4 protein-coding genes and 1 pseudogene are annotated in these 14,276 nt (G+C 65.4%); 1 reads left to right on the top strand and 4 read right to left on the bottom strand.

Annotation, left to right across the window (positions count from 1 at the left end; all coding sequences use genetic code 11):
• Positions 1-137: 137 nt before the first annotated feature.
• The 4 genes and pseudogenes from AC1POX_RS13415 to AC1POX_RS13430 all read right to left on the bottom strand — a co-directional run bounded on the left by AC1POX_RS13415 (position 138) and on the right by AC1POX_RS13430 (position 12,138).
• Entirely contained in the window at positions 138-1,724 is a 1,587-nt protein-coding gene (locus AC1POX_RS13415) for a family 43 glycosylhydrolase (protein ID WP_372356264.1), read from the bottom strand.
• The gene (locus AC1POX_RS13420) at positions 1,721-6,079 is read right to left on the bottom strand and encodes an Ig-like domain-containing protein (protein WP_372356265.1); all 4,359 of its coding nucleotides are present in this window, start codon (positions 6,077-6,079) and stop codon (positions 1,721-1,723) included. The genes AC1POX_RS13415 and AC1POX_RS13420 overlap by 4 nt, the downstream gene beginning before the upstream one ends.
• Positions 6,080-6,475: 396 nt before the next feature.
• Positions 6,476-9,291, bottom strand: a pseudogene (locus tag AC1POX_RS13425) (TonB-dependent receptor domain-containing protein).
• Positions 9,292-9,780: 489 nt separating this feature from the next.
• Positions 9,781-12,138 (bottom strand): glucosidase family protein, encoded by a 2,358-nt coding sequence (locus AC1POX_RS13430; protein WP_372356266.1) that lies wholly within the window; start codon positions 12,136-12,138, stop codon positions 9,781-9,783.
• A 472-nt stretch (positions 12,139-12,610) separates the two neighbouring features.
• Between AC1POX_RS13430 and AC1POX_RS13435 the strand changes: the two genes are divergently transcribed.
• Positions 12,611-14,182: a S53 family peptidase gene (locus AC1POX_RS13435; protein ID WP_372356267.1), complete on the top strand. Its 1,572-nt coding sequence runs from the start codon at positions 12,611-12,613 to the stop codon at positions 14,180-14,182.
• Positions 14,183-14,276 lie beyond the last annotated feature (94 nt).

The following is a 14,276-nucleotide window of genomic DNA, read 5'->3' on the forward strand; positions in this document are numbered from 1 at the left end:
GAAACACTTGTGACACGTTCGCAAGGCACGCGCGGCCAGTACGCAAAAGCCGATGTGTCATCCCCACCGGTGCACTCCACTGCCTGCGCACCGTCAGCCAACGTTCGACTGCCGCATGCGGCACTTTGTCGGCTGCTTCACGGCGCATCGCAACGCTGGCTGTCAGCGGCCGTGGCAGAGGGCAGGCGGTGTGGCTGTGGTGCCAGCACTTCCCATTCCTGCACTGCCAGCGCGGCATAGCTGGCCGCGTTGCCAGAGGCGTCCATGACCACACGCACGCAGCGCGTTGTCACCGGCGCGAACGACACCGCTTCTTCGTGATCGGGACGCGTGCCATACCCATCGCGCGGCTGCACGGGCTGCCATCGCCCAGCGTTCCGGTATTCCAGATGCCAACGCGCTGGCGGTGCCACGCCGACGTCGGCACCGGCCGGGTGGTCGGCCCAGAACACGATGCGCGTGCGGTCCACGGTGATCGGTTGCGCCCAGCTGTACTGCAGCCATTGCTGCGGTGGATTGTTGTCCGTCCAGCTGGCCCACATCTCCGGTGGCAATGGATTGGCCTTGACCACGCCGTCGTTGAGCGCGGCAATCCAGTACTGCACCGGAATGTCCGGACCGTTGGACGCGGTGGCGTAGGCCGATGACGCCTGATTGCGCATGGGCGGCGCGGGAGGCGTTGGACGCCGTGTCGGCACCACGGTGCGGATGCTGGCCGGCTGCGTGCTGTCGTCCCATTCCAGCCGGTCGATCGCCACGCTGCGGCGGAAATGCCCGCCGCCCTGTGTGTCGGCGGTGTGATACACCAGATACCACTGCCGCTGAAATTCGACGATGCCCGGATGCGAGGTGGTCGAGGACACCGGCGGCAACACGATGCCGCGGTACGTCCATGGCCCTAGCGGAGTGGGCGCGCTCGCGTAGGCGATGCAGGCGTGATACAGCGTGGGCGTGCATGGCGAAAGACGTCCGGCGTTGTTGGCCGCATATGCCAGGTAGTAGGTGCCCTTGCGCTTGAATAGCCAGGGCGCTTCGAAATACCCGTCCAGCGTGTCTACCAGGACCGGCGTGCCCTTGAAAGTGACCATGTCGCGCTGCAGCTCCACACCGTACAACGCGCCGAAGGTACCCCAATACAGATACACCCGTCCGTCATCGTCGACCATCACGGTCGGGTCGATGTTCTGGATATCGTTGCGGCCCGGCACCGACTGCGAGACCACCGGACCTTGCGGATGCGCATCGGTCCACGGGCCAAGCGGACTGTCGGCCACCGCTACGCCGATGGCGAATGGGTCGGCATTGGGCGAATCGCGCTGCTGCACTGGTGCATACAGGTAATAGCGCCCATCCGGGCCCTGCACGATCTGCGACGCGTAGGCATAGCGCTTGTCTGCCCAGGCGAAGACCTGCTGGGGTCGCAGCAGATCGCGGTAGTGGATCCAGTCGCCGCTGGCCGGATCGCTGCTGACGAACAGTTGCCAGCCAGGCATGACGAACGCATTGAGATTGGGAGCCGCGGTGTCGCGGCCGGCAATGATGTACAGCTTGCCATCGGCCACCAGCGGCGCAGGGTCGGCGGAATATTCACTGCCATCGGCGAGGATGGGATTGCCCGGCGCATGCAACCACGTTCCCTGCGGCGGCTGCATGGCACAGGCCGGAGCGGCAGCCAGCAACAACCCGCACGTCAGCACCAGCGACCGTGAGAACGTACGCGTCATGGCGCGGCCGCCTTGATCTGCACCCCCAGCGGCACCGACACGTTACCGGTGGGTGCACGCCCTTGCGCCATGCCGGTGAGCTGGAGTTCGCCGGGCTGTGCGTAACGCGCGGGCTGCAACGTGGGCCATTGCACCGGCAAGCGTTCACGCGAGCCGTCGTTGTATTGCACCGTGACGAAGCCCGGTAACGTTGGTGCATGCCCGACCACCGCGGTCACCGTCGGCAACGGCTGCACGGTATTGATCTGCCCCGGTGGCGTTGCGCGCACCCAGATGGTGGCCTTGACGGGAATCGCACCTTCGACCAGGCCTTGCAGTTCCACTGCACCTTCGCGGCCCAGGCGGCTGGCGGCAAGCTCGGACCATTGCACGGCCACCGGCAGCACACTGCCATCGGCAAAGAAGGCGGTGATCTCCTGCGGCAGCGTCGGCAGTTGCCCGGGGGCCGTGCGCAGATGGATCGCCTCCACCTGTTTGGGCAGCTCGGACAGCGCCTGCCATTCGTCCACCCCAATGGCGGCGTGTCCGTTGGCGGTGGTCTGGGTCGTCAACACCACGCGCAGCGCGGTGGTGACCACCGGCGCAAAGCTGGCGGTGCTCGCCGCGCCGGTCGTCGCTGCCGCAATCGGGTAGCCGCTCTTGCTGACGATGTCCTGCCAACGTCCGTCCTGCAGCATCTGCAACTTCCAGCCGGCAGGCGCGGCGACTCCGCCGTTGGGCTGGTCGTTCCACAGGTAGAGCGCACTGGAGGACAGCCGCACCGGGCGCGGCCACTGATACTGCAACCACACCGTTGCCGGCTGGTCGAGCCCATAGCTGCCCCAGCGCAGGCTGCCACTGGGGAAGCTGCCTGCCTGCGGGATGAACCCATCGTTCAAGGCCTGCACGCGGTACTGCATGCCGGTGAGTTGCGCACTGACACCGGCCATGGCCTGCAATGGAAGGCTCTGCAGCGGGCGCGAGGCCGGTGCGCTGACCTGTACATCGGCATGCCCCATCAGCGCCCCATCGTTCGCAGCCAGACGCAAGATGTAGTGCCCGGCACGGGTGAAACGCACGGATGTCTGCAGCGCAGCGGCATCGGCAAACACGGCATCGCCGCCTTCCGGCGCCTGCTGCACGCGCCAGCGCACCTGCAGCGTGCCATTGGGCAAGCCGTCATCGCCAACGCGCCCTTGCACCACCACCGCGACATCGGCGCCAGGCGTGTCCAGCTGCCATGCCTGTACCTGCGGCGGCGTGTTGCCCACGGACGCAGGTGCCGGCAAACCGCTGTCGAACAGCTGGATTTCCTTGATGCCGGTGCGCGCCGTACCGGCATGCGTCACCACCACGCGCAGCGCTGCCGCATGGATTGCCGGGAAGCGCACCCGGTTGCGATTGCCCTCCGCCATCGTGGCATCGCGTACCTGCCCGGGAACGTTCTTCCACACACCGCTGCCATCGCGGTATTGCACGGCGTAGATCCACGGTGCCGCGTAGCCAGGCCGCGTCCCGGACGGAAAGCCATTCTGATCCCCGCCCGGCGAGGAACTGCGATAGAAGTACAGCACCACCTGATCCAGCGTGCGCGTGCCGCCCAGGTCCAGCGCGATCCAGTCGCTGGCCGACGGCGAGCCCGCGGTGCCCCAGAACGGCGTACTGGCGGTACTGCCATCCACCGCCGCCGTTGCCGGCAACCCGGCGGCGGCAAAACTGGCGCTGACACGCGCCCCCTGCGCCAGGTTGCGGCTATGTGCTGGCGGCAGCGTCACATCCACACCGGCCTTGGCCAGGATCTGCGCCACCCGCGTGCCCGCAGCGAACGGTACCTGCGTCATCGACGCCAGTGCCGCGGGATGGGCTTGGAGCACTTGCGCTGCGCCATTGCGATTGACCGCATCCGGCGCGGCACTGACCTGCCCGCTGGCCGGGTCGTAGATCACGTGTGCCAGCCGATCCACGCAGAACGCCAGGCGGCCATCGAGATAGACGCTGTAGCCCTTCGGCACACGGCCACCGTAGTGGCTGCCATCACGATCCCAGACGATGCTCAGGTTGCGGTCGCGATAGCGCAGATTGTCGGCGGCGAAATGGTCCCAGCCGATATCGATCGGATACAGCTCGATCTTGTCGTCGCTGCGCGGGCGAAAACCCATTGCATCCTCGATCATGCTGAAGTTGGTCGCGCCCAGCTGGGTATGGTGGATCCAGGAGCGATAGCCGATCTTGCCACCGCGGCCAGCAGTGCCCTTGGCCCAGAATTCGTTCTGGTCCGGATAGCGGTTGTCGCCGTTGATAAAGGGCGCCCAGGCGTTCCAGTAGAGCAATTTGCGATAGCTCTGCGCGTTCAGATACGGGCTGGGGTAATCGCGCAAGGCCGAGCCGAACAAACGAAACGCCACGGTGGCATTGATGGTGGAAAAATTATTGCTGCCCACATCGGCGCCGCTGCCGCGCGCCTGCATGTCCACCTGGTTGGCGGTGTAGAACGGAAACAGCGGGTATTGCGCCGCGTCGGCAAACAGCCGCAACGCGCGCACATACTTGGGATCGTAGTCGGCATCGCCCTGCTTGGGCATCAAGCCCACGCTGAAGGGATAGTAGTTGTTGGTTTCCTTCCAATCGACCGCCAGCCGCGGCCCGTCGGCCTGGCGATGCTTGAGCAGATCGCCGTACAGGCCGACCGAGTCGGGGGCATCGCTGCGATCCTGCCACAACACCTCCAGCACCGCCTTGCGAATGCGGCGCGCGGTGGCCTGCATGCGCTGTGCGGTCGCCGTATCGCCCGCGAGCGTCGCCGCCTGCGCCGCTGCCTGCGCATTGGCGTACACGTAGGCGCTCTCGGTGCGGTCCATGCGGATCTGGCCGTGCTGGTCGGCCCAATCGAACGACACCGCATCGGCATCGTTGCCGGTCATTGCCGCCCAGTCGTATTCGATCAGCCAATTGTGGTTGAGATCGTAGGCCGCCAGCACGCCGTCCACGTCACCGCTGCCATAGCGTGCCAGCTTGCCCGCCAGCGTCGCCGGCCCGCCGTGAATCTGCATCGACCGCCATGCTGCGGCCGTGATGTATTGCGCGTAGGAATTGGACCAGTTCTCCGGCGAGCCAGGGTTGTCGGTGTACTTGCCACCGCCCGCGGTTTCGCCCGCACTGAGCCAGGTGCCATAGGCATACAGCGGATTGCGCAGGTATTTCAGATCGTCCAGGAACATGCCGGCGGTCAGCACGATGGCGTTGTCGTAGCCAAGCACGCCCTCGATGGCGACCGGGAACTGGTAATCGTTGCCGGGCACATTGGCATCGAGGAAGTTGAAGCGCAGTACCCACCAGCGATAGAACAGGCTCTTGCTGATGTTCTCGTTGGGCGTGTCCAGGTATGGCAGGTTGTCCACCCACCAGCGGTTATAGCTGGCCACGTGCTGCTGGTAGGCCTGCTGCGGCGTTTGCGCGGCAATACGCGTGTACTCGGCGCGGGCTTCGGGCAACTCGCGGGTGAGCATGCCGAGCTGCACCTTGACTGGCGCGGTTTCGCCGCTCGCGGGGATGTCGATGTCGCGCACCAGACGCTGCCCCTCGACATGGAAGCCATCGCCGGACAGGCGGGGGAAGACCGTCGTGATGTGGTTGTACGCGTCAAATGCACCGGTCAGCTCATTGCCGTCTGCGTGCGGGGCGATCGGCGAGACTGCTTGCAGCGATACCGTATGCGCCGCACCGTCCAGGCTGGACAGCACCACGCTGGCCACCGCCACGTTCTGCTCGGTGATGTATTTGACCAGCCGCATGCGCACGCCGGCGCCGGCGTCTTCGAACACCGTCGTGAAATAACTCGGCGTCTGCCGCCGCTGCTGCGCACGCTCCTTCCATTGCACATGACGCTTGCCCAGCGTGGCATGGATGTGGAACAGCGCGTCGTAATCGGTGGAGTGCCAATACGCCACCTGCCCGACGAATCCCGGCGCATCTGGCGCGTGATAGCTCAGGTATGCGGCGCGGCCACGGGTAAACAACCAGTCGTTGTGATCGTCGAAACCACCGCCAGTTCCCTCGCGGGCCAGCAGGCGGTCGATCCAGAAATCGTTGCCGGGCGCCTGCCCTGCCCCGTGCGCGACATCGGCCGCGTAGATGCGTGCCAGTTGTCCGCCGGGCGCAAACGGCACCGCGGTGGGAGGCATCGGGTGGTCCAGGCCGCGGAAGAGCGGCTCGCCGATCATTGCGTTGGGCTGGGCGATCGGCGCTTCCTGTGCGACTGCAAGTGACCAGCCCAGCATGATGCATGCCCACAACAGCCCAGCCACGCCGGTGCGCCGCGTCACGCGCAACCAGCGCCGGTGCCGCGCCAGAAACGACTTCCAGCGTAACTCCCTCATGACATCCATCCCATTAACGTGCAAGACAGCGCGATCGATGCGGCGGCTGGCGCGCATCGGACAATAGACAGCTGCGGTACTCCCCGCTGCATCGCAAACCGATGTGATGCAGCCGTCTCACCATAGTTGTTTGCGCTGGCGACACCCGCGTCAACACGAAGTGCAGCGATGCAAAGCGAACCTCGCTGTGCGTGCTTCGCAACCACACGCACCGACTGTTGCAAATGACGCGAACCGCCGGCCGCGCCTGCCGGCTGACGCAGGCCGTGCAGGTCAACTGAAGCTCTCCGCCAGGTCCACGCAGCGTCGCTCGATGCGGCATGTCCCGCGCGTCCACTGCGTTGCAGATGCACCGCCTACTCTGCCTAACCCCTGCCGGCTGCCTTTCTAGACGTGCTAGAACTCCACTCGCAGCCGGCTCCAGACATAGCGCCCGAGCGTGTCGTAGGTGCTCGCTTCGGTATTGGCCGCATTGGAGTAGCTGTAGAACCGTGGCGGCTTGCGGTCGCCCAGGTTGTCGATGCCCACCGCCAGCGTGCTATGCAGCGATGCGATCTTCCGGCTCAGCGAGGCGTCGTGATACACCACCGAGCCAATCGGGAAATACGCGCAACTGCCATCGGCATTGGTGTCGACGCAGAAATTTTCGTACTGGCTACCGTTGACCGTGCGGCCCAGGTAACGGGCGTTCCAGCTCGCATGCCACGGTCCATTGTCCCAGGCCAGATTGGCCACGGCGCGCCAGCGCGGCATGTTGCCCCAGCTGGAATTTTCGCCGACGTAATTATGCGGATCGCCCGCAAAGCGATAGCTGGAGAAGAACGTTGCATCCAGCCCCGTCGCAAACGTGCCCCAGGCGGTGTCGGCCAGCGTGTAATGAATGCCGGCGTCGTAGCCGCGAATATCGACCTTGCCGCTGTTGTACGCGAACGGCACCGACACCCGCGTCAGCTGTCCGGTGGCATCGCGCTGAATCAGCGGACAGAAGGCCGCTTCGCTGCCGTCGAAGCAATCGCTGACGACCTGCTGGTAGCCGACACCGGTCAGCATGTCGTACAGCACGACCCGCCAGCTGTCGACGTTGAGCGATAGCCCGCGCACCTGATCCGGGTCATAGACCAACCCGACATTGTAGGAGCGGCCACGCTCGGGCTTGAGCTTGAAGCCCACGTTATTGGCACCGGAGGTCACCACGTTGAACTGCGCGGTGTTGGTGAAGCTGCCATCGTTGGGCACGTTCGCGCAGGCCGGATTGGGTGCGCCGGTAAAGCCTGTGCACGGGTCCTGGAAATCGCCGGTGTTGTCGATCACGCTGTTGTAGGGCGAGCCATACAAATCGCCCAGCGCCGGCGCCCTGAACACCTGCGAGCCGGTGGCACGCACCAAGAGATTCGCAATCGGCCGCCATTCGATCGCAACCTTGCTGTTGGTGGTGTTGCCCCAGGCGTCGTAGTTGGAATAGCGCGAGCCCAGGTTCAGGTTCAACACGTTTGCGAACGGCACGTCCTTCAACAGCGGCACCAGCAATTCCGCATAGGCTTCCCTGACCGACTCCTCGCGCCCCTGCTTGAGGATGCAGCCATCGTTGTAGTCGCAATTGCCATCGGCATCGGCAGCGGCCACGTCGCTGGTCGTCCCCTGCGCGAACTTGTTGGTGCGATACACCAGGCCGACGGCCGCCTGCACCCTTCCGGCCGGCAGCTTGAACAGATCGCCATTGGCGCTGATATCGACAAAGCGCATCTGGCTTTCGTCGATCAGATCCACCGGCCGCTGCGTGCCACGCAATGCGGCGATGGTGGCCGGGTCGTTGGGGTTGAAAATATTGATCGGCGTGCAGCCGACGATCACGGCGCCCGGCGCGCCGCATTTCACGACCCCGTCGCTGTCCAGGAACGAAGCGCCTACCGCGTTATTCAACGCCGAGGTGATCGAGAAGCCGGTGCGCACCAAGGTGTCCTTGTAGCGCGCATAGCCGGCCGCCGCATCCCACTGCCAGCTGGTGCCATCCACGCGCCCGCGCACGCCGGCCACGATATTGGTCTGGAACATGGTGGAGGTGTAGACGCGCGTGTTGGCCTGCGGCGAGCGCAGATAGTAGGCGTCCAGTTGATCGCCGAACGGGTTGTAGTAGTTGTCTACCGCGTCCGGCATTTCCATCCCGTAGGCATCCAAGCGCGAGACCGTCTTGCTGCGCGTCCAGAACACGTCCATGTAGCCCTGCACGCTGGGGTGAAGTCGAAACTGCCGTGCAGCGAGGCATTGGTGCGCTTGATCGGGGTGATCAGGTACTGCGCGTCGTAGACGTTGTAGCTGTCGGTGGCGCGATTGTAGGGGCGAAAAGCCTCTTCGCCGACCGGACCCGGCGCGACGCCGTCCACCGGCGTCAGCACGCGCCCGTCGGTCAGGAAGGCACGGGTGTTGGCGCCGCGAACCTCGCTGACCTGCCCATCGAGATATTCCACCGCCTTGGCCGCATAACTGCGGTCGCGATTGAACACCGGGTTCATCGAGTTTTGGCTGAGCCCCACGATCAGCCCACCGCGGTCCCAGGTCTTGCCCCATTCCAGCCCGAGCGTGCGTCGATTGGCATCGCCATGCGTACTCTGCGCGTAGTCCGCGGTGGCGGCGAATCCGTCGTACTTGTCCTTGAGGATGACATTGACCACGCCGCCGATCGCATCGGAGCCGTACACCGACGACGCTCCATCGGTGAGCACTTCCACGCGCTCCACCATCGCGGCGGGGATTGCGTTGACGTCCACGCCGGGTGCCGACGCCACGCTGCTGGCAGGCCCTGCCATGCGATGGCCGTTGACCAGCACCAACGTACGCTCGGGCCCGAGATTGCGGAGCGACACCAGCGCGCGGCCGTGACTGAAGTTGGAGTTGAGCGCAGGCCCGGTCTGGAAGCCGGCCATCATCGGCAAGCGCTGCAGCAGCTGCCCCAGCGTGTTCTGCCCGCTGTCTTCGATACGCTGCCGGTCGATCACCACGACCGGGCTGGCGGTTTCGGCGTCGACGCGGCGCAGATGGGTGCCGGTAACGTTGATCTGATCCAGCGTCTGGGTGGCTTCGTCTGCACCATCGCCACGCTGTTGCGCGGCGGCCGGCACGGCGGCGACCGCCAGTGCAAACAGCAGCGCATTGACGAGCCGGGTGGTCTGCAAGACGCGCCGGTTGGGAACAACAGCAGGGCGGCTGGACGACATCGGAAATCCTTGTACTGACACAGGGTACGGCCCACCTTCCTGCATGACCGCGCACGGCCAAGCCGCACCGCCGCGGCGCACAGATGGAGGGAACGATCACGACAGAGACTGCACCGGCCTGCCATCTCAACGGCAGGTCTCTCCGCATGCAAGGACGGCAACTGCAACGACACCGCTCTCCCCTGAGAGCGCATGCTTGGCACACGCGTTACGTTAAAAAAATCTTGCGACAACGCCACTGCGCCGTCTTGACGAATTTAGGCGGGACGCATGCGGAAAATCGCGTGCTTGCGCCTGCTTTCGGGCATGCCTGCATTGCCCAAACAGCGACATCTCGGCACGATCATGCGATGTGCCCTGGTCTCTGTGATCGACCACAGCACCTGCATGCGAACAGCGAAGCGGCACTGCGGTGCGCGCTGTCCAGCAACATTGCAACAACGGCAACAACGGCAACAACGGCAACGCCTGATCATCGCATCGCCGTTGTCAGGCGTACCACGCCTGCACCTTCACCAGTGCAGCAGCGCCAGGCAAGGCCACCCGATCTGCATGCGGGCCCTGCACTCGCGCCGGTCTACCATCGACCAGCACGCGCTGCAGGCGTGTGCCTGCGGGTGTGCGCAAGGTGAGCCAGGTACGTGCAGGTGCGCGTTCCGGCAACTGCACGTCGGCACGGATGCAACGCGCCGCAGTCTCGGTGCGCAGCGTCAAGGTGACCGTGCCCCAGCGCGTTGGCGCTGCAGTGATGCCCACCGGCGCACCGCTGCCCAGCCACGCGCGCGGCAGCGCACGCGCGAGAAACAACTGATCGCCCGCGCCATCGTCGCTGACCAGCATCCAGCGCAGCAGCAAGGGGATGGTCATCTGCGCCGGTATGCAGAACAACGGCATGCCGCCGGTGATGCCGCTGACTTCCCCGGCCGTCCAACTGCCGCGCGTGTGCACCTGATAACGATGCGCGTAGACGAACAACAGATATTCTTCGATGCGATCCAGCCGCAGCAGCTGTTGCGCGTAGCCGTAGGAAATGAAACCGAGCAGATCGCGGCTGCCCGGCTCCGGCGGTGCGATGTTGGCCACCACGCCAATGCTGGTGCCGCCGTGGCCACGCAGGCAATCGATCACCAGGTGGGCCAGATCGTCCGGCAACACATCGGCCTGCAGCAGTTCGGCATATGCACGGTGCGGCCATTGCTGTTCGCTGGGCTTTTCCTGCAGCAACGATTGGCGGAAGGTCAATGTAGTACCGGGCAACGGGCCCACGTACGGCGGGGAGAGGTCGCGACGCACGTTGGCACGCAGGCTGGCTTCCAGCCGCGTACGCAGCTGCTTGGCGCGGCGTTGCCATTGCATGGCCTGGCCAGCATCGCCATCGAGTGCGCTCCACACCTGTGCGATGTCTTCCCAGCCGCGGATGGTCAACGCGCTGTTGGCGTAATACGGTTTCCACCATCGCGATGGATCGGGAAACAGGCAGGCATCGGATTCGTTCCAGCCGTGCAGCAACCCATGCCCATGCGCCGTGCGCGGCAATGCCAGCGCCTGGTCGTGCAAGGCGCACAACACCTGCGCGGTGGCGGCGATCTTGGGCAGCAGACGGCGCAGCCGTGGCGCATCGCCGGTGTAACGCAGATACCGCGCCAGCAACGACAAGGTGAGCCCGAACTGCCCGACTTCCGGCCCGCGCATGTTCGGCAGGCCATCGTCCTGCACGAACTCATCGAAGTAGTTATCGAGTACCGCCGCGGCTTGTGCAAAACGTCCCCACTCAAGATTGGCATACAGCGAGCTGGTCAACGTGTCCTGGAAACCGTCGTATTCGTTGCCGTAATAGTCGCGTTCCACCGCGCCATACTTGGGGTAATTGCCGCCGGGGCGCACCACCAGCTCGCGCGCAAACGCGAACTGCGCCATGTCGTTCCAGCTGGCATCGGGAAATTGCGCCTGCACGGTGCCGTCCAGCGCCTGCTGCCAATACGCAGCAAAATCGATCAGTGCCGCGTAGAACTGTTCGGCGGTGGCGGCGCTGCGCGAGGGCGCAAATTCCGGGTAGCTATGCGTGTAGTGCACCGCGACGATGACGCCGGCTTTCACCTTCATCGTGCGGTGCCAGGTTTGCACCACGAAGCGATCGCGTGCCCGCACGTCGGCAAACACCAGCACGTCGTACCAGCTGTCGGGCTCGCCCTCGCGGCGCATCACCTTGCGCACCGCCGGCATCCAGCCGCCAAGCATGCCTTCTTCGCGGCGTTTGATCAGCGCCTCTTCGCCCAGTTCGGCAAACGCGTGTTCCGGCCGCCAGGTGCGGCTGCGGCCGTTGGGCAGGATGGGCATGGTGTCCAGGCTTTCGCGTGTACCGACGAAGGTGGTCCACGGCCAGCGCCCGCCATTGTCTTTGGGATCGAGCAAGGAGGCGGGCGGCGGTGCCACCTCGCGCACCTGTGCCTCGTCCGGGTCGCCATCGCGCAGCAGGCGGTCGGCCAGCAGGTCGGCTTCGGCCATGGCCACCTGCGCCAGCGGCAGCCCGAAATACGGCGTGCCCGCGGCCGGATACACCGGCTCGGTGCGCTTGTCCAGCCGCAGCATGCCGCTGTCGCTCCACAACGTGAGCTGGCCTTGCGCATCGTCCAGATGCTCGTAGACGGTCCAATGCTGCTGCAGGTGGGTGAAGCTGCACAACGCGCTACCAACATGCGCGGCCGAAGGCAGCGGCTCCAGACGGGGCAGTGTCGGCGCCGGCGGCGTGCTCGCAGCCGGCGCCGTGGCCGGCGTTGCCAGCGCGGCACCTGCACCGACCGCCGCGGTGGCCGCCATGCCCTGACGCAGAAAGGTTCTACGGTCCATCGTTGCTCCCTCGAATGATCGTGGCCCATCGTGCGCGCGTTCATGCACGACGTCTTGTGACAGCGGTCAGACACCCGTGCGGAAATCCGCACATCACGCCCAGGCGGTGACTGCCTGCCGTCGTCCGCGCCGGCGCCCTGGATGCGCCAGGCCGACAGCGCCGCAAGCCACGCGGCCACGCGGCACGCTGTCGCAGGATCTGAGGCGCAGGCAGGCGATGCTGATCTTGCTGCAACCGCTTGCCATTGCGTGCCATTGGCCGATGGCCCACCAATCGATGCGTCCGTGCTTCGTATTGCAGTCCATCGCACGCGGTACCCCGCTGCACAGACAGCTCGCGCATGGCATTGAATGCACACTGCCGTGCTACTGGCAGCCGCGCGTGCCGCGGTGGTCGCGCAGCACGCGCCGGCTACATTTGGATCTGCACCAACCCACTTTGGCTCACCACTTCGATGGAGTTCTCCCCCGCATGCACACGATCCTGGCTGGCAGTGAGCGCCGTATCGCCCCATCCACCATCGAAGCCGGACAACCGCCGCAGGACGAACGCCTGCGCGTCCTGCTCGCGGTGCGGATGCCGGCACTGAATGCCGCTGCCGATGCGCTGCTGCACCTGCAGCCCAATACGCTACCGATTGCGCTCACGCGCGCGGAGTTCAGCGAACGCTTCGCCGCCAGTGCGACAGATCTGCAGGCCGTTGCCGACTTTGCCGCCCGCTACGGCTTGACGATGGAGCACGCGCACGCAGACAGCGGCAACGTGATCCTGGAGGGCACCGTGCAGCAATGCGAGGCCGCATTCCAGGTCAGCTTGCGCGACTATGTCGATGGTGCGATGCGCTATCGCGGACGCACCGGCCCGGTATCGATTCCACAGACCCTGGGCGGCATCGTCACCGCCGTGCTCGGGCTGGACGCACGCCCGCAGGCTCAGACGCTGCCCAGCGCGCCTGAGGCGACTGCATCCTCGCCGCCTGCGCTACAGGCCACTGCACCGGCCGACAGTGAAGATGGTCCGATCATGCAATACACCCCGCCGCAGCTGGCGCAGCTCTACGGCTTTCCCGAGCACGACGGGCAGGGTCAATGCATCGGCATCATCGTGCTGGGCGGCGGCTATGCACGCGCGCAGATGGCCGCCTATTTCGCGCAGCTGCGCGTCCCCATGCCGACACTGGTCGATGTGCTGTTGCCCGGGGCCACCAACACCGTCAGTCGCGGCAATGCAGATGCCGATGTCGAAGCGCAGATGGATATCCAGATTGCCGGGGCAATCGCGCCGGGCGCCAAACTGGTGGTGTATTTCGCGCCCAACACCGACAACGGTTTTCTGGAAGCGATCAACGCCGCCATCCACGATGCAGAGCATTCTCCCGGCGTCATTGCCATCAGCTGGGGTTTTACCGAATCGCAATGGACGCCGCAATCGCGCCAGGCCTACAACTGTGCGTTTCAGGCCGCTGCACTGATGGGCATCACCGTGTGCATTGCCGCTGGCGACGATGGCGCCAGCGACGGGCAGCCAGGATTGAATGTCTGCTTTCCCGCATCCAGCCCGTTCGTGCTCGCCTGCGGCGGCACTCGGCTCCAGGTCACGGCCGACAGCGCCAACGAACAAGCCTGGGCGAACGGCGGCGGCGGAGAAAGCAGGTTCTTTGCACGCCCTGCCTGGCAGAAGGATCTGCGCATCACCGATGCACGGCACCAGTCGCGCCAGCTGGGCATGCGCGGCGTTCCCGATGTGGCGGCCAATGCCGACGCGCAGACCGGTTACTACCTGTCGATCAACGGGCAGCCGGCCGTGATGGGCGGCACCAGCGCCGCCGCGCCGTTATGGGCGGCCTTGCTGGCACGCATCTACGGCGCAAACCGCATGCAACCCCATTTCGTGTTGCCGCGCCTGTACGGTCGACCGGACGCATTCCGCGACATCGTTGCCGGCGATAACGCCGGCTTCCGTGCATCCACCGGCTGGGACGCCAATACCGGCTTGGGCGTGCCCGACGGTGCACGCCTGACGGAGGTGTTGCGACCCGATTGACCGGCGCGTACATCGTGTGAGCGGCCGGGGCAACATGCGGGTTGGCGTTGAGTGCCGATGCACCGGCCGCAAGGGCACCGCTCCACTGCGCAGT

Source organism: Xanthomonas sp. NCPPB 3442 (assembly GCF_056725145.1).

What these genes read in the sequence shown, in the direction of transcription:
- AC1POX_RS13415 (WP_372356264.1), bottom strand. Translation starts at nt 1,724, where the DNA reads ATGACGCGTACGTTCTCACGGTCGCTGGTGCTGACGTGCGGGTTGTTG.
- AC1POX_RS13420 (WP_372356265.1), bottom strand. Translation starts at nt 6,079, where the DNA reads ATGAGGGAGTTACGCTGGAAGTCGTTTCTGGCGCGGCACCGGCGCTGG.
- AC1POX_RS13430 (WP_372356266.1), bottom strand. Translation starts at nt 12,138, where the DNA reads ATGGACCGTAGAACCTTTCTGCGTCAGGGCATGGCGGCCACCGCGGCG.
- AC1POX_RS13435 (WP_372356267.1), top strand. Translation starts at nt 12,611, where the DNA reads ATGCACACGATCCTGGCTGGCAGTGAGCGCCGTATCGCCCCATCCACC.